The sequence below is a fragment of the Bacillus altaicus genome (assembly GCF_042136375.2).
GTDB classification, from domain to species: domain Bacteria; phylum Bacillota; class Bacilli; order Bacillales; family Bacillaceae_G; genus Bacillus_A; species Bacillus_A cereus_U.
Genome location: NZ_CM143394.1, coordinates 3880582 through 3898977, shown reverse-complemented (window position 1 = coordinate 3898977; position 18396 = coordinate 3880582). Strand labels below are relative to the sequence as shown.

Sequence of the window (18396 nt, the reverse complement as noted above, 5' to 3'; positions counted from 1 at the left end):
GTTTTTTATACTATGACAGTTGCTACATATGAAGTAGAAAAACAATTTTTAGCATATGTGAAGAAGATAGAGAATTATGGAGAAGCATTAAGCTTAATGTTTTGGGATTTAAGAACAGGTGCACCAAAACAAGGAGTAGACCAGCGTTCAGAAGTAATAGGAATGCTTTCATCCGAAGTGTTTGCGATGTCGACTTCAGATGAGATGGGGAACTATTTAACTGAACTAGAATCTTTAATTGTTGAAAATAAACTTTCTGAAACGACAAAGAAAATGGTTGAAGAGTGTCGTAAAGAATATGATAGAAATAAGAAAATTCCACAAGCGGAATATGAAGCGTATGTGAAATTAGAAGCGAAAGCGGAAAGTGTATGGGAAGAAGCTCGCGAACAATCTGACTTCGAAATGTTCCGTCCGTATTTAGAAAAAATTGTTGAATTCAAAAAGAAGTTTATTACATATTGGGGTTACGAAACGTACAAATATAACACGCTATTAGACATGTATGAGCCAGGAATCACAGTAGAAGTGTTAGATCATGTATTTGGTCAACTACGTGAACGTATCGTTCCGCTTGTGAAAGAAATTTCTGAGTCTAAAAAAGAATTAAAAACAAATGCTTTATCCGAACATTTTTCAAAAGAAAAACAAAAGAATTTTACTTTAGAGTTATTAAAACAATTGAACTATAACTTTGAAGCGGGTCGTCTTGATGAAACGGTACATCCTTTTGAAATTACATTAAATAGAGGGGATGTTCGTATTACGACTCGTTACGATGAGAAAGACTTCCGTATGGCTGTTTTCGGCACGATTCATGAATGTGGTCATGCTGTATATGAGCAAAATGTTGCAGAGGAACTAGAAGGAACACCACTTTGCAGTGGAACATCAATGGGAATTCACGAGTCACAATCGTTATTCTTTGAAAACTTCATTGGCCGTAATAAGTCGTTCTGGAAGAAAAACTATGATTTGTTAAAGCGATATAGTGACGGTCAATTTGACGGTGTATCAGTAGACGAGTTTTATGATGCGATTAATGAGTCAAAACCATCCTTTATCCGTATAGAAGCCGATGAACTTACATATCCGCTTCATGTTATGGTTCGCTATGAGCTGGAGAAAGAATTATTTGATGGCACATTGCAAGTAAAGGACTTACCAGCGGCATGGAATGATAAGATGGAAACGTATTTAGGTATTCGTCCAGAGAATGATGCACAAGGTGTATTACAAGACGTTCACTGGGCTGGTGGTTCATTTGGATATTTCCCATCTTATGCGCTTGGTTATATGTATGCAGCGCAATTTAAACATAGGATGCTAAAGGATATTCCAAACTTTGATGTATTATTAGAAGAAGGAAACGTGACACCAATTCGTGAATGGTTAACAGAGAATATTCACCAATACGGCAAAACGAAAAAACCACTTGAAATTTTAAAAGATGTGACAGGTGAAGGTTTAAATGCAAATTACTTAGCTGATTATTTAGAAGCTAAATATAAAGAGATTTATGAGTTATAAAACAGGAGCTGCTTAATTGCAGCTCTTTTTTATGAGGGAGTGAGAGAAATGGACTATATGTTTACAGTAATGCCGCAAGCGGAAGCAGAAGAAATTGCATACAACTGGCATTATGAAGGGGAGTATTCTTTTTATGATATAGAGGCAGATCAAGAAGATTTAGTGGAGTTTTTAAATGCTCATATGAGAGGGAATACTACATTTGTCGTGAAAGAAAACGATATTATAATTGGCTTCTTTAGTTTTTGTAAAATAAATAATCAAACGGTTGATATAGGCCTTGGAATGAGACCTGATATAACAGGCAATGGATTAGGTTTACAGTTCGTAAAAGCTGGATTAGATTTTAGTAAAGAAAAATATAAATGTGACTATATAACATTATCAGTAGCGGCATTTAATGAAAGGGCAATCAAAGTATATAAAAAAGCAGGGTTCGAAGCAGTTGGGACGTTTATTCAAAAAACGAATGGCAGCTGTTTTGAGTTTTTGAAAATGAATTATATATGTAAAAATGATTAAGAAACAGAAGGGGGCTTCTGTTTTTTTATTTTGATGTAGTTAGAAGTTTTGAAATTTTGGAAGAGGGTGTGTATGATTGAACTTTAGTAGCAAATAGCAAGTTTAGTAAGGAGAGGTAGTATGATTACAATTAAAACGAAAAATGAAATAGATTTGATGCATGAATCTGGGAAGTTACTAGCTTCTTGTCATAGAGAAATTGCAAAAATGATGAAACCAGGTATCACTACACAAGAAATTGATACGTTTGTTGAAGCATATTTAGAAGAGCATGGTGCCAGATCCGAACAGAAAGGGTATAACGATTATCCATACGCAATATGTGCATCTGTAAACAATGAAATGTGTCATGGGTTTCCAACAGATGTTTCTTTAAGTGAAGGAGATATTGTAACAATTGACATGGTAGTAAATTTAAATGGTGCGCTTTCGGATTCTGCATGGACGTATATAGTTGGAGATATTTCTGATGAAGCAAAAAGGTTATTGTTAGTAGCAGAGAGTGCTTTATATAAAGGGATTGAGCAAGCGATAAGTGGTAACCATGTTGGAGATATTGGATACGCAATTGAAAGTTATGTAGCTTCTGAAGGGTTTTCTGTTGCAAGAGACTTTACGGGACACGGAATTGGTAAAGAAATTCATGAGGAACCAGCAATTTTTCATTTTGGTAAGCCAAGGCAAGGACCAGAATTACAAGAAGGAATGGTAATTACAATTGAACCTATTGTAAATGCCGGTATGCGATATTCTAAAGTAGATTTAAACGGATGGACTGCACGGACGATGGATGGGAAATTATCTGCACAATATGAGCATACAATTGCGATTACGAAGGATGGTCCTATCATATTAACGACGTTGTAATATGAAATGTGAAAGTTGGGAAAACTCGAACGAAAACGGTGTTTTCATAAAATTCGTACGTGTTTTTTCGATAAATGCTTTTCAAAGTGAAAAAAGTGCGTTATAATCCTTCTATAAATAAATAAGTTAGCTACACTCATATAATCGCGGGGATATGGCCTGCAAGTTTCTACCGAAGTACCGTAAATACTTTGACTATGAGTGAGGACGAATATATTTGCTTGTTTAGCATTCTTTTTTGCGAAACTCCAAAAGCACGTCTCTCACTTGTAACGAGTGGTGGCGGCTTTTGGAGTTTTTTATTTGCATAAGAGGAGGAACTAACATGAAAGTATTACAAGAAAAGATTTTGAACGAAGGAAAGGTTTTATCTGGTGATGTATTAAAGGTAGATGCATTTTTAAATCATCAAATTGATCCAGTACTTATGCAAGAAATCGGAAAAGAATTTGCTAAGCGTTTTAAAGAAGAGAACATTACAAAAATCGTGACGATTGAATCTTCAGGCATTGCGCCAGCGGTTATGGCTGCTTTAGAGCTTGGTGTAAAAGTAGTTTTTGCAAGAAAGCGTAAATCGTTAACGTTACAAGATAATATGTATGTTGCGAAAGTATACTCATTTACAAAACAAGAAACGAACGAGATTTCATTATCTCGAAATCATATTGATGAAAATGATCATGTATTAATTATTGATGACTTTTTAGCAAATGGTCAGGCTGCTTTAGGTTTAATAAGTTTAGTAGAGCAAGCCGAGGCAAGTATTGCGGGAATTGGCATTGTTATTGAAAAAGCATTTCAAGATGGAGGAAAGAAACTGCGTGAACAGGGAGTTCGTGTTGAATCACTAGCAGAAATTGCATCACTTGATAACGGCACAGTTACATTTGTACAGCAAGAAACTGCGGAGGTGAACTAACGATGAAGCAGCACCCATTTAAAATTGCATCGCTTGGCATTCAGCACATGCTTGCCATGTACGCTGGCGCAATTATTGTTCCGCTTATTGTTGGCGGGGGACTTGGTTTAAATCAACAAGAATTAACGTATTTAGTATCGATTGACTTATTAATGTGCGGCGTAGCAACGATTTTACAAGCATTATCAAATCGCTTTTTCGGTATTGGGCTTCCGGTTGTACTTGGTTGTACATTCACAGCGGTTGGACCGATGATTGCAATTGGTAAACAATACGGCGTGTCCTCTATATATGGAGCAATTATTGCTGCGGGATTATTTGTTGTTATTTTCGCGAAATTATTTGGGAAACTTGTAAAACTGTTTCCTCCTGTTGTAACAGGATCTGTCGTTACAGTCATTGGGGTTACACTTGTTCCAGCAGCTATTAATGATATGGCTGGAGGAGTTGGAAGCAAAGATTTCGGAAGTCTAGAAAATTTAGCTTTAGCATTTGGTGTTTTATTATTTATCATTATTATGTATCGGTTCTTTGACGGATTTATCCGTTCAATCTCTATATTACTTGGTCTTTTATTCGGTACAATCGTTGCAGCATTTATGGGGAAAGTAAGCTTGCAAGCGGTTGGAGAGGCAGATTGGTTCCACGGTATTCAGCCGTTTTACTTCGGTACACCAACATTTGAATTAACGCCAATTATTACGATGATTCTCGTTGCTTGCGTAGGGATTGTGGAAGCAACAGGTGTATATTTTGCATTATCTGATATTTGCAATAAAAAGATCGGTGAAAAAGAATTAACAAAAGGTTATCGAGCAGAAGGATTAGCAATGGTTCTAGGTGGTATTTTTAACGCATTTCCATACACAACATATTCTCAAAACGTAGGCCTTGTTCAATTAACTGGAGTAAGAAATCGCGTTATTATCTATACTTGTGGTGGTATGTTAATTGCTCTTGGGTTTATTCCTAAAATCGCAGCCATTACAACAATTATTCCGAAATCAGTACTTGGCGGTGCGATGTTAGCAATGTTCGGCATGGTAATGGCGTATGGTATTAAAATGTTAAGCAGTGTTGATTTTGGAAAACAAGAGAATTTATTAATCGTTGCATGTTCTGTCGGAATCGGACTTGGTGTTACAGTCGTTCCAACGTTATTCTCACAGCTTCCGGAAAATATTCGTATTTTAACCGATAACGGAATTGTACTTGGAAGTGCATCAGCAGTACTTTTAAATATTGTATTTAATATGGTGCCGCAGCGTAAAGTAAAAGAAGAGCCAGTTCCGATGCAAAGTGCAGTAAGAGAAGCATAGAAAAGCAAGGTCTCATTATGAGACCTTGCTTTTCTTTTTAAGTGGCATCATCTTACCGTACGTACCAAGGCGCCAAATGTATTCAAGTGGTCCGTATTGATAACGAGAAAGCCACCAGCGGCTAATGAAGATTTGTAACGTATAGAAACCGATACAAAATAGTGGTCCGACCCATAACGGAGCGGGATAATAATTTTTGAAAAATAGACCGAATACAAGTAACGTAACAATGGTATGGGTGATGTAATTTGTTAACGCCATTCGTCCGACATATTGGAATGGGCGTAATAATTTTTGCCATCTTTCTTTTTGTAATAAGCGCATGAGTGTGAAAATGTAAAAGATGAATAATGTTTTTCCGCTTATCATCGTAATGCCCATAAGGGTAAATGGTGTATAAGGTTGGTTGTTAATAAAGAAGTGAATCATAATAAACCACATCGGCAATGTTAAAATGAACATAATAATTTGCCATTTTTTTAGTTTTGGATCTAATTCTTTTGCACGACGGAAAATATCTTTTTTACCAGCGTATAATCCGAGTAAAAACAACCCTAGTGTTTCAGGAAGCATAATGAAACTGTTTCCTATTGCTTCCGAATAGAATGAATGGAATCTGTCTTCGATTTGTAAGCCCCAGTTTTCTAACGGTATAATTGCTGAGGAAAGGTCTAATTCATTTAACGGCACTAGTGCCATTAGAAGAGAACCTAATAATGTGAACAATTGTATGAAACTTAATAGTACAATTGACCATATTAAAATAGTACGTGGCTCTCTCTTATAAAATAGAAATAAGAAAAATCCAGCGATTGCATAACTATGTAAAATGTCCCCGTCCCATAAAAGAACGTAATGCAAGAACCCAAATAATAATAAAATAAGCAAGCGGCGAACAAATAAAGTTTTCGGACGATCTGTTTTCGCCTCAGCACGATTCATAAAGATATAAAAACCTAATCCGAATAAAAATGAAAAAATAGTATAAAACTTCGTTTGAATAAACATGTCATAAAACAAGCGAATATAGCTGTCTAATCCATCATAAACGCCGGAAATGTCTCGAGAATCAACACCAGCGATAACTGGCCAGTTAACAAGAAAAATACCGAGTACAGCTATTCCTCTAATAATATCAATTGAGTGTATCCTCTCGCCTTGTGAAAGATCTTGTGTCATTATTTTCCTCCTTGTTAAGTAATTCCCTTTTATCCTGCATTAACAAGCAGTAAGACTCCCACCTCAAAATTAAGTGAATACGAGGAAGTTAGGTGGGAGATCAACTGCTTGTAAAAGCCCGATTTGTTCAACTAATAATTAGTGGTGATGGGAAAAATCCCCACTAATTACAGTTTCACTTTATTATACAAAATGTAAGAGGGAGGGGATAGGGGAGATTTCCAATTTTTAAAACTGTTAAGATGTGTATTATGAGATATAATAAGAGTGCACAGCAAGTTTTAAACTTCTTCAAAACAGGCAGTAAAGCTCCTTTTCCCGAAGGAGCTTTCTTTTTTAGAAAATTGTTGATAATGATTCTCTTTAATGGTAAAATGTATTTAAAAGTGATAATCATTATCAAAAGGTTGGTGTATTAATATGGTGTATGCACTTGTTGCAGGAACGATTGCTATATATGTTGGTGTTACAAAGTATGTATTAAATGGAGTAGGAACAACAAAATGAATAATATTACATAAAATCCCTTTCATTTGTAAAAAGAATGAAAGGGATTTTTTATTTTTGATGTGAATATGCTGAAAATTTAGTATGATAATAAAGTGAAACTTTAATCAGCGGGGAGGTCTATCTCTCACTGATTATTAGCCCGCACGAAACAGGCTTTTACTGCCCACAAATAGCGGGATAAAGTATATACATCTTGGATAAAGGGGAACAAGGGGATGACAAACATAGTACAGACAAACGGTATGAAAAAACTTGTTTGTTTTTATGAAGAGTGGCAAAAAAACGGTGATGCAGAGAATAGTTTGAAGTTGTTTGAAGTGATTCAAAAATATAAACAAGAGCAGCTTATGCTAGCTTTTTGTGGTCATTTTTCTGCGGGGAAATCGACAATGATGAATCACCTATATAAAGCGCAATTATTACCGACAAGTCCGATTCCAACGAGTGCTAACGTCGTTAAAATTGAAAAGGGATCTGATCGCGTTGTTGTAACGATTAAGTCTGGAGAACAGTATGAATATGACGGCGCATATTCAGCAGAAGAATTAAAACAAATATGTAAAGACGGTGATGAAGTAATTGGTGTTCATATTTATCGAAATGATGCGCCAATTCCTGATGGGGTTATGTTAGTTGATACGCCCGGAATTGATTCTACGGATGATGCCCACCAATTAGCGACAGAATCAACACTGCATCTAGCAGATGTTATTTTCTATATGATGGATTATAACCATGTCCAATCAGAGGTTAACTTACAATTTGTTAAAGAATTGAAACAACGTAATAAAACGGTTTATCTCATTGTAAACCAAATAGATAAACATAAAGCAAATGAGATATCGTTTGAAGAGTATAGAGATAGTGTAAAACATTCTTTTTCTAACTGGGATATTGAAGTAGATGGTATTTTTTATACATCATTGCGAATGATGAATCATCCATACAATGAAATTCAAAGTTTAGAAGCATTAATTTTTTCTATCATGAAAGAAAAAGAGCAGTATGTAAGAAAGGGAATGGAGCGAGAAACAGAATATTTACTGCAAGAACATTGTTCGTTTATTCTTTCTGAAAATGAAAAACATCTTATGAAATATGAAGAAGAATTAACATCACCACTGTCACTTTCAGAGATAGTTGAAAAAAAGGAAGAGTTAACTGAAAATAAAAATCGCGCGGCTAGTAAAGAATCTGATGCGAGAAATGAATTTATAAAAGGTTTACAAGCCATATTAGATAACGCGTATTTAATGCCATTTGAAATGAGAGAATTGGCAAATGAATATTTAGAAACGAAATTAACGAAGTTTAAAGTTGGTTTGTTATTTGCGAAAGGAAAGACGGAGCAAGAAAAACAGAGACGTGTAGATGCTTTTTATTTTGCTCTTCAAAAGACTGTTGAAACGCAACTTGATTTTCATGTGAAAGAATTTATTGTAGCCTTCTTAAAAGAAGAAGGGTTATTTACAGAAGAAATAGGGAAAGACATATATGCGTTAGAGATTGCTTTCGGACCGGAAGTGTTGGCTGAAACAATTAAACAAGGGGCTGGATTTACCGGTGATTACTTACTTCTTTATACTGCTGACGTTGCAAATGAGTTAAAGAAAAGATACTTTATGAAATCTCAGCAAATTTTCGGGAAAAGTACGGGTATATTGCAGAAGAAAGTGAAGATAGAGATTGCTCGTATTGAAGAAGAAATTGAAAAACACACGATGTTACAAACAGCAAAAGAAACGAAATTACAATATATTAAGAAGTATGAGGAATATGAGAGCTATTTAGGAGATATTTGGAATGAACATGTTTCTATACCAGATGGATTGCAAATAGACGAAATATTACAAAGTAAAAAACAAGTTGTTAGTGAGAAGTTTACACTACAAGAGCAAGAAATTGTAAATGATAACGTAGCGGCTAGTGAAGAAGAGATTAAAGGAACGAAAGCTTTAAATATTCAGCGTATATTAGAAAAAGTGAAGAAAGCTGAAACGATATTAGATCCATTGCCTACACTGAAACATTTACAGCAAGAAGTAGTTGGAAAAAGACAGCGTGTAGAAACGAAGCAATTTACAGTAGCGTTATTTGGAGCTTTTAGTGCTGGGAAATCATCATTTGCTAACGCATTGCTCGGTGAAAAGGTACTTCCTGTATCGCCAAACCCAACGACAGCAACAATAAATCAAATTCTGCCAGTTACAGAAGATAAACCACATGGAACGGTAATTGTCCAGTTTAAGTCAGAGCAAGCGCTGTTAGAAGATATGAAAGCTGTTTATAAAATGTTTCACTATGAAATTGCTACATTGGGAGAAGCGTTAACGCAAATTGATAAAATTATGAAATATCCTTCACCAAGCGGGAAGCAAAAAACAACATTTAGCTTTTTACGAGCGGTACAAAAAGGATATGAGGCAGTTGCTAATCATTTAGGGGAACAAGTACAAGTTACGTTAGAGGAGTTCTCTGATTATGTAGCTAATGAAGAAAAATCATGCTTTGTTGAGCATATGGAGCTTTATTATGATTGCGCTTTAACAAGGCAAGGAGTAGCTCTTGTAGATACACCAGGGGCGGATTCTATTAACGCTCGCCATACGGATGTTGCATTCCAGTATATTAAAAACGCAGATGCTATTTTATTCGTAACATACTATAATCATGTTTTCTCTCGTGCAGATCGTGAGTTTTTAATTCAGCTCGGTCGTGTAAAGGATACATTTGCACTTGATAAAATGTTCTTCTTAATAAATGCTGCCGATTTAGCACAATCCGAAGAAGAACTTGAAATGGTAAAAGGTTATATTGCGGATCAGCTCTTGCAATACGGTATTAGAAATCCACGTTTATTTGCAATTTCAAGTTTATGTGCGCTTGAAGAAAAGCAAGGGAAAAGTATTGATAAAGAAAAGTATGGTATTTTACAAAACTCTGGGATTACTAAGTTTGAAGAATCATTTACGTCCTTTATGATGAGGGATTTAATGCTTGTATCTGTGCATGCTTTATATGGTACATTGCAAGGAGCGAATCAGCTTCTTGTAAATATGATAAATGGCGCAAAGCAGGGAAATGATGAGAAAGAGAAGCAAACAAAAAAATATGAAGCAGAGCGTAATCAGCTACTTCATATTATTTCATCATATAGTGTACTTGCTGAAGAGCAAGCAATGCAAAATGAAGTGAAAGAACTGCTTTACTATGTACACCAACGTCTATTTTTACGCTATAACGATGTGTTTACTGAATTTATTAATCCGGCGTCGTTACGAACAGATGGGAATGTGAAAATGCAGTTGCAACAATGTGTAATGGAATTAGTTTCATTTATTCAACATGATTTATTACAAGAAATGCGTGCGACATCATTACGTCTTGAAAAATGGATAGATGAAGCGATGAAGCGTGCAAAGGATGAAATTGTTGTGAATTGCAAAGTGGAAAATGAATCGATTTCTATGGGTGGAACAGTGGATTATGAATATAAAGTTATTACACATAAAGAGCCGTTTCCTTCAATAGAAATAAAAGATTTTAAAAAGGCACTAGCACATTTTAAAAATGAAAAAAGCTTTTTTGAAAAAAATGATAAAGCTTTTATGCAAGAAGACGCTAAAGGAGTGTTAGAACCTTTCGTATCAAACTATGTAGCTGATGAAGAAGATTTATTCGTTCATCATTATAAGCAAGAGTGGGATGCAAAATGGAACCTATTCCAAAAAGTGATGCAACAAGATGTTGAGAATTATTATGAAAGTATATTATTCGCATTAGCTGAAACAATTGATGTATCACTATATGAGCAAAGTAAAGAAGAGCTACAAAAGCAGTTAGTAGAAATTGAAAAAGAAATTTATAGTAAATAGCCGTTATGAAAAAAAGATTCGTTCAATTTTCTTTTGTAGTACAGTATCTAAAGATTTTACAAACCCTGCAAACTCATCAGTAGAAATCATATGGGTAAGAACTAAGCGTCTGCCGTCTGGTGTTTCACCGCATAAGACGAATGAAGAAAATTCATACGTTTTGTTTTCTACTACTAATTTTGGATAGGAATATGTGTCGCTCTTCTTTTTCTTTCCATCAATAGAGATGACGTTGCATTTTTTCTCATTGTTGTCCATGGTGAATCCCTCCTTTCTATTATCTATGGTAGACAAGGGGGGTTTAGAACAATAGGGAAGGGGGAATTTTTATGTCTGTTGTAATTGAGCGTATTTCGAAAGAAGCTATACCGAAATCTTTATTGCTCCTTGCTGATCCAAGTGAGAGCCAAATTGATGCATATGTACAGAGAGGATTTACGTATATAGCTAAACAAGAAGAAAGAATTATCGGTGTATATGTGCTTTTGGAAACAAGACCAAGGACAATGGAAATTATGAATATTGCGGTTGTAGAACATATGCAAGGAAAAGGTATTGGTAAGGGGTTATTGTTGCATGCAATAGAAAAAGCTAAAGAATATAATATGTACAAGCTTGAAGTTGGTACAGGTAATTCTAGCATTTCACAACTTACGTTATATCAAAAATGTGGATTTCGTATTTTTTCTATTGATTTTGATTACTTTTCAAAGCATTATGAAGAAGAGATTATTGAAAATGGAATTGTATGTCGTGATATGATTCGGCTTGCAATGAAATTAAACAAATAAGTATAAATTATTTAGGGGGAAGAGAAGATGGAAGTACATAAAGCAATTACAGCACATTCTCGTAAACAAAATGAGATTGTAAAAATATTTTTACAATTAGATGCGCAACGCGAAGCAGCGATTGAGGCTGCGATCGCACTTGCATCAAATGGAAAACATTTCTCAGTTGATGCAATTAATATGGTAACAAAGCAAATTAATGACCTTGCAAAACGCGGCGTTGCGCCGCAGCGTAAACTTGTTACAACAGATATGGTTATGGAGTATGTAGGTCGCGTGAACGAGAAAGAAGGGCGTTAAGGATGATTGTTACAGTCGAATGGTTGCGTGAGCATTTAGAAGATGAACATGTCCGTATAGTCGATTGTCGTTTTGATTTAGCGAATCCAAATTGGGGTAAAGAGAAGTATGAGGAAGAACATATTCCCCATGCGTTATATTTTGATTTAAATTTAGATTTATCAAGTTCTGTAATAGAGCATGGTGGTCGCCATCCATTACCGAATATAGAGCAGTTTGCAGACAAGCTTTCACAGGCTGGGATTGATGAACATACAACAGTGATTGCGTATGACAGTCAAGCTGGTGCAATGGCTTCTCGTTTATGGTGGTTATTAAACTATGTAGGACATGAGAAAGTGTATATATTAGACGGTGGATTTCCAGCTTGGAAAGAGAATGGATTACAGACAACGTCGAATATCCCATTTATTGCACGAAAACCTTTTATACCGGAAATACAAGAAAATATGCTTGTAACGATGGAAACGGTCAGAGAGAATATTCATGCAGGTATAGATATTACGTTAATTGATTCTAGAGAGCCGAAACGTTATGCAGGTGCGGAAGAGCTTGTTGATTCGAAGGCAGGGCATATTCCGACGGCAGTAAACTATTTTTGGAAAGATGGAATTTTAGAATCGGGACACTTTAAAAACGAAGAGGAACAGCAAGGGCGTTTCCAAAATCTTGATAAAGAGAAGGAAACAATCGTATATTGTGGTTCTGGTGTTACAGCGTGTCCGAACATAGTTGCATTAAAATTAGCTGGTTTTCAAAATGTTAAATTGTATACCGGTAGCTGGAGTGATTGGATTTCTTATCCAGAAAATCAAATTGCAAAAGAAGAAGATTAATCACTTGCATGCAAAAATAATTTGTATTAAAATAAGGTCACAAGCAAGAGATTGCTTCAAAAATATTATATTTTACACATTGGAAACAATGTGATAATATAACGACAAGTAAATAATACATCCTGCGGTGTACGTAACTTATTTATGTCTAAAACCGATGTTAGTTTTACGGAAGCTCAATATTTAGTGACCATTATCAAGCCTTCCTTGTGGAGGAAGATATACGGTAACTGTGAGGGCATCCACCTGCGAGTAGCGGGTTTTTGGACATTTACGAGGAACGGCACTTGCGGGGGTCTTATTTCAACTAACATTATATAAAATTCCTACGGTGTACGTGGCTTGTGTATGTCTTAAACCAATAAGTATAATATGGAAGTTCAATATTTAAATGTAGATAGCAGGCCATCTTTTTAAGAAGGAAGTTACAAACATTTGTGAGAACATCCACCTGTGAGAGCAGGTTTATGGACATCTATAGATAACGGCATATGTGGGACTATATAAAAAACCTTACGTTTTATACGTAAGGTTTTTTTGTTGAATAAATATGCTCATGTTATCTCGATTTACCTGTAAAGTTTCCATAATAAATATAGCACTTGCGGTCTTCATCAATTTCTCTTGAATCTAGAGTGAATTCCAAATGTATTTCATCCCGTTGAATATATATAATATCTGAATGGAGAGAGGGTAAGATGTCCTCGTAATTCCACACATCTTTACTTTCTATTATAATTGAGCTTGCTTCCTTTAGTTCTCTAATTTCAAAACCTATGTGCGAGTATGTAGGATCTGAAGGATCGTTGAAAAAAACTTCTTTTTGTATATATAACACTGCTGTCCCGTCTGGATCTACTGAAGTTGCAGTAACGACATATGTATTTCCATCTTTTATAAAATATTCACAAGTCATGCGCGTGACAATTTCAGAATTAGAAATATTTGCGTAGTTCCATAAAGCCGGATACCCGTTAGTTTCATCATTGAGCCGATATTCCAATCGCATTTTATCCCTCTTCTTCCTTTTTCTTCTACTTTATCATGACATCTTATATAATAGAAATATAATTTAAAAAGGGGAGTGCAAAGGTGACAAAAACGAAATGGCTAGTAGGTGGTGTCCTGACATCTTTAATGACGGGCACTTTATTTGGCTGCGCGCAAGATATTCCCCCCGAACCGAATGATAATAGTTGCTCTGATTGGGATTGGGATGATGAACTTGGTGTTTGGCAGTGTGATGATAGTAGTTCAGGTTATCGTGGACATTACTTTTATGGTGGTAAATACTATCAAAATAAATCCACCTTCAAAAATTCATCAGCGTTTAAAACTTATCAATCTTCGGCCGAATTTAAAGGTGGAATTGGAAGCGGTTCAAAAGGTGGATTTGGAGGTTAAAATATGTCGCAATACATAAAGGAACGAAAAGGATTTTATTCGAATTATCCGCATTTCTGGTCGGATTTATATGAATGTGAGTATAGTTTGTTTCATGCTTTCCCAATAACAGAGCAAACGATGAAACAATTACAATTAGCAACTCAACGAATGGGGAAAATATTTTTTAAGACTGCTAGACTTCTTCGGGATTTATCTAATGAACAGCTTCTTGAACTTGGTTTTCCAGCTGCAAGCTTGCCTTTTATTAGACTGAAAGGAATGTATCCTGAATCTGTTATTTCACGATTTGATTTTGCTTTAACAGATGATAATCGTATTAAAATGCTTGAGTTTAATAGTGACACTCCAACTTTTATTGTGGAATGCTTTCAAATGAATGGAAAAGTTTGTGAAAAATTAGGCTATGATGATCCAAATGCAAATCAAGAGCGCTTACTTTCTTCCGGTATTACAAAAGCCGTAATGGAGTTTACAAAAGGAATGGAAGATCCAAATGTTGTTTTCACAGCTCATCATGAACATATAGAAGATTGGAATACGACTATGTATTTGAGTGGGCTATGTCATGTTGAAAATAAAGTGATGCCAATGACAGAACTTAGAATTACAGATGATGCTTTAGTAGATAGAGATGGTGTACCAATTGATGTTTTGTATCGCCAAACATATCCAATTGAAGACTTAATTGAAGATCAAGATCCAAAAACGGGGGATTTGGTGGGAGTAGAACTTTTGCAACTTGTAAAAGAAGGAAAGCTTTTTATTATAAATCCTTTGTCGGCCTTTTTACTTCAGCCGAAATCAATTCAATGTCTTATTTGGGGATTAGCAGAAGAAGGTGCTTTTTACACAAGTGAGGAGCAAAAGTGGATTAACGAATATATGCTTCCTACATATTTAGAGCCAGATTTATTTTTTGGGAAAAGTCCTTTCGTTCAAAAACCTTCGTTCGGTAGGGAAGGTGACACGATTACGATTCGTGATAAGGATACAAATATTATGATTCGAAATGCACATGAAACGTATAAATCATCACTTCCTATATTTCAGAAATATACAGAGCTTCCAGTTGTATTTTTGGAAACTGAAAAAGGAATTGAGAGGCTGTCGTACGTGTTTGGGGCATTTTTAATTGCTGGAAAAGCGAGCAGCATCGGTATACGTGCCGGAGAAAAAATTACGGGAAATGAATCGTATTATTTACCGGTAGGTATTAAGAAGGAGGAAAATAAATGATTAATTTTTTACTATATTTAGTAGTATCACTTGCACTTTTATGTATCGGTCTTTTTCTTATGGAAGTGACAACGAAAGTTAAGGAATTTAAGTTAATGGCTCAAGGGAATAAAGCGGTAAGCTATGTACTTGGAGGAAGACTACTTGGTCTTGCTATCGTTTTATATTCAACGGCTGCTAATTCTATTTCAATTCTTGATATGGTTTCATGGGGGGCTGTTGGGATATTAGCTCAAATTATTGTCTTTTATTTAGCGGAATGGCTTACACCACGTTTTAATATTAATAAAAGCCTTGAAGAAGATAATCAAGCAGTTGGTCTTTTCCTTATGTTTTTATCACTTTCCATCGGAATTGTAATTGCTGGTTGTGTAACATATTAAAACCCTTACATTTTAACGTAAGGGTTTTATTTTTCATGTGCTAATTTTTTGCAATATGTGTTCAATTAATTTATGTAGCCGAACGCTGAGCAGGATGCGTATTAGTGTACTAAACTCGAGATAGTTATTGTAATAAGGAAAAGTTTCCATACAAAGTGTTGACATCTATTTTAAATAAGAGTAACATTTTCTATGTAATTATAATAAGTCTCTGTTAGGTGAGGCTCCTGTATAGAGAAATGCTACTGCCCAAAAATGTCGAGAGACGCCAATGGGTCAACAGGAATGATCGAATTAAGGTTTTTCTTAACGTAGCTGGTAATGAACCTATGCTATACAGTGCTAAAACTCGGCGAGGGAGAGGTCCGTAGATTTCTAATTATATTATATTGGGAATCGCTTATTTGTGTATGCAATGACCTTTGCTCTCTTATGAGTAAGGGTCTTTTTTGTTAGCAAGCTATGAGTAATTTCATAGTATAGATTATAACTAAAAAATTAAGGAGGAGGTGAGGAGCATGTCAAATTCTGACTCGGTTCCGTTACCCATATACTTCAAATCAAAAATATATGATGTAGGCAGGAAACGACTTGTTCCTCCCTCTATATTTATCATAATGTAGCGTTTATTCGAGTATTTAAGCGCTAGACACTTTCACGGTAAAGTGGATAAATTGAGAAACAAAGCGTTTCTTCCTATGTTGTAAAGGAGGAGACGATAATATGTTATATGTAAATAAAAGTGTGGGTAACACTTCGTATAAATTAAGTAAAAAAGCAATGAAAGAACAAACAATGCTTCAAAAAAATAAAGATCTATTAATTGAAATCGCAACAAGAGATGTAAAATCTGTATTTGCGTATTTTAAAACAACAAGAGACGGACTATCTATGAAAGAGGCACAAAAACGTATTCAAGTATACGGCCGAAATGAATTAACTTCAAAAAGAGCGCGTATTGCGGAAGTAATGATGAAGCTAAGTGGAATGATCCCGGGTCTTTCAAAACAAAATGTGTGTGATGAATTACAATGTGAAACAGTTACTGTTTCTAGAGTAGAAGCTTCTAGCATAACAGGGCTAAATAATGAATTGAAAATGATGAAATTGCCAGTACAAGAGCTTGTACCTGGAGATATGATTTTTCTTTCAGAGGGCGATACAGTGCCAGCAGATGTACGTATTATTTATGCAAATGATTTATTAGTAAATGAATCTATGCTGACAGGAAACGATGCTAGTATTGAGAAATTTGAAAGTTGCTATCATCTTGAACGTAAACGATTTATTCCATTAAAACGGATGAAAGACTATAATCCACTTGAACTTGAAAATGTATGTTTCAAAGGTACGTATATTGTTGGGGGAAATGCAAAGGCTGTAGTTGTTTCGACAGGTAAAAATACGTATTCAGGAATACTTCATACTTGTTGCGGTAGAATGTCTTAATGTGTTAATGATGCCAAATATACAAAAACAATGTATAATAGAAAAAGTTGAATAAAAACGTAGAATGGTAATCTATATATAACCTTACGTGATAACGTGAGGTTATTATTTTTTGTTAGTAGGAGAGGAATTATGAAAAAAGTATTATTAGTTGATGGTATGGCACTATTATTTCGTGCTTTTTACGCAACAAGTGTACATGGACAATTTATGAAACGACAAGATGGTACCCCGACGAATGGGATTCATGGTTATATGAAGCATTTATTAACAGCAACACAAGCAATCGAACCAACGCACATTGTAACGTGCTGGGATATGGGAAGTACGACATTTAGAACGGAATCTTTCTCGAATTATAAAGCAAACCGTGCAGCACCGCCGGAAGAATTAATTCCGCAATTTGATTTAGTGCAAGAAATGACTGCGAAATTATCTATGCCTGTAATCGGTATGAAAGGTTATGAAGCGGATGATTGTATCGGTACGCTTGCAAAACAATATTGCAATGAAGCGGAAGTTTATATTTTGACAGGTGATACAGATTTACTTCAACTTGTTGATACGAATGTTACAGTTATGCTTCTTCGTAAAGGAATTGGAAATTACGAGTATTACACACCGGAAAAAATCATGGAAGAGAAAGGTGTAGAACCTTGGCAAATTGTTCATGCGAAAGCTTTCATGGGAGATACAAGTGATAATTATCCGGGTGTAAAAGGTATTGGTGAAAAAACAGCGTATAAGTTTATTCAAGAATACGGGACAGTATCGGCAGTACTAGAAAATATAGCATCATTAACGAAAGCGCAGCGCACAAAAATTGAAAGTGATTTAGAGAATTTAAATATCTCTTTACAATTAGCGCAAATTCATTGTGAAGTTCCAATTTCATGTTCGTTAGAAGAAGGGTTACACACAATGAACGAAGAAAAACTACGATTCGTTTGCGACGAAATGAATTGGGGAAGACCTGAAATATTAATTAATATGCTTTAAAGAGCATGGAAAGGTTGATCAAATATATTTTTGATTAACCTTTCTTTTTTTTGTTCACAAAGTTGTCAGAAAATAAACGGAATTTTCATATGAAGTTCAAATGGAATTCACAACAATCAACTATTATAAGGACACACAGATAAATCCTTATCCCGCATTAACGGGAGATAGGACTTCTATCTCAGTATTATAGCTGAATAAAGAGTGATGATGGAAGAGTAACTCCCTGTAAAAGCCCGATTGATGTAGGCTAATAATTAGTGAGGGTAAATCC

Annotated in this window: 17 protein-coding genes, 2 other RNA genes and 2 riboswitches; of the genes, 16 read left to right on the top strand and 3 right to left on the bottom strand. The window is 35.2% G+C overall.

Translation table 11 applies throughout. From position 1 onward, the window contains the following. Positions 1–12 precede the first annotated feature (12 nt). The 5 genes from ypwA (at position 13) to pbuX (ending at position 5157) form a co-directional block, all read left to right on the top strand. Complete coding sequence (gene ypwA, locus ACE38F_RS20090; protein WP_375369769.1) at positions 13–1530, top strand: carboxypeptidase; 1518 nt, start codon at positions 13–15, stop codon at positions 1528–1530. 48 nt (positions 1531–1578) lie between these two features. After that, the gene (locus ACE38F_RS20085) at positions 1579–2052 is read left to right on the top strand and encodes a GNAT family N-acetyltransferase (protein ID WP_375369768.1); all 474 of its coding nucleotides are present in this window, start codon (positions 1579–1581) and stop codon (positions 2050–2052) included. Positions 2053–2172: 120 nt separating this feature from the next. Then, positions 2173–2919: a type I methionyl aminopeptidase gene (locus tag ACE38F_RS20080; RefSeq protein ID WP_215555811.1), complete on the top strand. Its 747-nt coding sequence runs from the start codon at positions 2173–2175 to the stop codon at positions 2917–2919. 116 nt (positions 2920–3035) lie between these two features. Next, positions 3036–3137, top strand: a riboswitch (purine riboswitch). Between the two features lie 107 nt (positions 3138–3244). After that, a complete protein-coding gene (locus ACE38F_RS20075) occupies positions 3245–3838 on the top strand; it encodes a xanthine phosphoribosyltransferase (protein ID WP_215555812.1) in 594 nt (197 codons plus the stop codon). 2 nt (positions 3839–3840) lie between these two features. Further along, entirely contained in the window at positions 3841–5157 is a 1317-nt protein-coding gene (gene pbuX, locus ACE38F_RS20070; RefSeq protein ID WP_002126498.1) for a xanthine permease PbuX, read from the top strand. 15 nt (positions 5158–5172) lie between these two features. Here pbuX and ACE38F_RS20065 read toward each other — a convergent pair whose 3' ends face one another. After that, positions 5173–6336 carry a DUF418 domain-containing protein gene (locus ACE38F_RS20065; RefSeq protein ID WP_375369767.1) on the bottom strand — a complete coding sequence of 388 codons (1164 nt, stop codon included), beginning with the start codon at positions 6334–6336 and terminating at the stop codon, positions 5173–5175. A 725-nt stretch (positions 6337–7061) separates the two neighbouring features. On the opposite strand from ACE38F_RS20065, the gene ACE38F_RS20060 reads away from it, so the two are divergent. After that, positions 7062–10721 carry a dynamin family protein gene (locus ACE38F_RS20060; protein WP_375369766.1) on the top strand — a complete coding sequence of 1220 codons (3660 nt, stop codon included), beginning with the start codon at positions 7062–7064 and terminating at the stop codon, positions 10719–10721. Positions 10722–10724: 3 nt separating this feature from the next. On the opposite strand, the gene ACE38F_RS20055 is transcribed toward ACE38F_RS20060, so the two are convergent. Further along, positions 10725–10979 carry a DUF3931 domain-containing protein gene (locus tag ACE38F_RS20055; RefSeq protein WP_000369740.1) on the bottom strand — a complete coding sequence of 85 codons (255 nt, stop codon included), beginning with the start codon at positions 10977–10979 and terminating at the stop codon, positions 10725–10727. Between the two features lie 71 nt (positions 10980–11050). Here ACE38F_RS20055 and ACE38F_RS20050 point away from each other — a divergent pair, with 71 nt between their 5' ends. From ACE38F_RS20050 to ssrS (ACE38F_RS20030), 5 genes are all read left to right on the top strand, one after another. After that, positions 11051–11512, top strand: coding sequence for a GNAT family N-acetyltransferase (locus ACE38F_RS20050; protein ID WP_375369765.1), 462 nt, complete (start codon positions 11051–11053; stop codon positions 11510–11512). Positions 11513–11539: 27 nt separating this feature from the next. Further along, complete coding sequence (locus ACE38F_RS20045) at positions 11540–11812, top strand: DUF2533 family protein (RefSeq protein ID WP_002149260.1); 273 nt, start codon at positions 11540–11542, stop codon at positions 11810–11812. A 2-nt stretch (positions 11813–11814) separates the two neighbouring features. Continuing rightward, positions 11815–12648 (top strand): sulfurtransferase, encoded by an 834-nt coding sequence (locus ACE38F_RS20040; protein WP_375369764.1) that lies wholly within the window; start codon positions 11815–11817, stop codon positions 12646–12648. 116 nt (positions 12649–12764) lie between these two features. Next, positions 12765–12947, top strand: a non-coding RNA gene (gene ssrS / locus ACE38F_RS20035) — 6S RNA. Between the two features lie 21 nt (positions 12948–12968). Then, a non-coding RNA gene (gene ssrS / locus ACE38F_RS20030) (6S RNA) lies at positions 12969–13152 on the top strand. A 55-nt stretch (positions 13153–13207) separates the two neighbouring features. On the opposite strand, the gene ACE38F_RS20025 is transcribed toward ssrS (ACE38F_RS20030), so the two are convergent. After that, positions 13208–13657: a hypothetical protein gene (locus ACE38F_RS20025; protein ID WP_375369763.1), complete on the bottom strand. Its 450-nt coding sequence runs from the start codon at positions 13655–13657 to the stop codon at positions 13208–13210. Positions 13658–13740: 83 nt separating this feature from the next. On the opposite strand from ACE38F_RS20025, the gene ACE38F_RS20020 reads away from it, so the two are divergent. From ACE38F_RS20020 to ACE38F_RS20000, 5 genes are all read left to right on the top strand, one after another. Continuing rightward, on the top strand, positions 13741–14052 hold the full coding sequence (locus tag ACE38F_RS20020) for a hypothetical protein (RefSeq protein ID WP_002158538.1): 312 nt from the start codon (positions 13741–13743) through the stop codon (positions 14050–14052). Positions 14053–14055: 3 nt separating this feature from the next. Continuing rightward, positions 14056–15291 carry a glutathionylspermidine synthase family protein gene (locus tag ACE38F_RS20015; RefSeq protein ID WP_375369762.1) on the top strand — a complete coding sequence of 412 codons (1236 nt, stop codon included), beginning with the start codon at positions 14056–14058 and terminating at the stop codon, positions 15289–15291. Next, the gene (locus ACE38F_RS20010; protein WP_375369761.1) at positions 15288–15674 is read left to right on the top strand and encodes a DUF350 domain-containing protein; all 387 of its coding nucleotides are present in this window, start codon (positions 15288–15290) and stop codon (positions 15672–15674) included. The genes ACE38F_RS20015 and ACE38F_RS20010 overlap by 4 nt, the downstream gene beginning before the upstream one ends. 203 nt (positions 15675–15877) lie before the next feature. Continuing rightward, positions 15878–16043, top strand: a riboswitch (M-box (ykoK) riboswitch). A 354-nt stretch (positions 16044–16397) separates the two neighbouring features. Next, entirely contained in the window at positions 16398–17123 is a 726-nt protein-coding gene (locus ACE38F_RS20005) for a P-type ATPase actuator domain-containing protein (RefSeq protein ID WP_341307229.1), read from the top strand. Between the two features lie 132 nt (positions 17124–17255). Then, a complete protein-coding gene (locus ACE38F_RS20000) occupies positions 17256–18122 on the top strand; it encodes a 5'-3' exonuclease (RefSeq protein WP_215555819.1) in 867 nt (288 codons plus the stop codon). Positions 18123–18396 lie beyond the last annotated feature (274 nt).

Coding starts and splice junctions, on each gene's coding strand:
- ypwA (WP_375369769.1), top strand. CDS start 13: ATGACAGTTGCTACATATGAAGTAGAAAAACAATTTTTAGCATATGTG.
- ACE38F_RS20085 (WP_375369768.1), top strand. CDS start 1,579: ATGGACTATATGTTTACAGTAATGCCGCAAGCGGAAGCAGAAGAAATT.
- ACE38F_RS20080 (WP_215555811.1), top strand. CDS start 2,173: ATGATTACAATTAAAACGAAAAATGAAATAGATTTGATGCATGAATCT.
- ACE38F_RS20075 (WP_215555812.1), top strand. CDS start 3,245: ATGAAAGTATTACAAGAAAAGATTTTGAACGAAGGAAAGGTTTTATCT.
- pbuX (WP_002126498.1), top strand. CDS start 3,841: ATGAAGCAGCACCCATTTAAAATTGCATCGCTTGGCATTCAGCACATG.
- ACE38F_RS20065 (WP_375369767.1), bottom strand. CDS start 6,336: ATGACACAAGATCTTTCACAAGGCGAGAGGATACACTCAATTGATATT.
- ACE38F_RS20060 (WP_375369766.1), top strand. CDS start 7,062: ATGACAAACATAGTACAGACAAACGGTATGAAAAAACTTGTTTGTTTT.
- ACE38F_RS20055 (WP_000369740.1), bottom strand. CDS start 10,979: ATGGACAACAATGAGAAAAAATGCAACGTCATCTCTATTGATGGAAAG.
- ACE38F_RS20050 (WP_375369765.1), top strand. CDS start 11,051: ATGTCTGTTGTAATTGAGCGTATTTCGAAAGAAGCTATACCGAAATCT.
- ACE38F_RS20045 (WP_002149260.1), top strand. CDS start 11,540: ATGGAAGTACATAAAGCAATTACAGCACATTCTCGTAAACAAAATGAG.
- ACE38F_RS20040 (WP_375369764.1), top strand. CDS start 11,815: ATGATTGTTACAGTCGAATGGTTGCGTGAGCATTTAGAAGATGAACAT.
- ACE38F_RS20025 (WP_375369763.1), bottom strand. CDS start 13,657: ATGCGATTGGAATATCGGCTCAATGATGAAACTAACGGGTATCCGGCT.
- ACE38F_RS20015 (WP_375369762.1), top strand. CDS start 14,056: ATGTCGCAATACATAAAGGAACGAAAAGGATTTTATTCGAATTATCCG.
- ACE38F_RS20010 (WP_375369761.1), top strand. CDS start 15,288: ATGATTAATTTTTTACTATATTTAGTAGTATCACTTGCACTTTTATGT.
- ACE38F_RS20005 (WP_341307229.1), top strand. CDS start 16,398: ATGTTATATGTAAATAAAAGTGTGGGTAACACTTCGTATAAATTAAGT.
- ACE38F_RS20000 (WP_215555819.1), top strand. CDS start 17,256: ATGAAAAAAGTATTATTAGTTGATGGTATGGCACTATTATTTCGTGCT.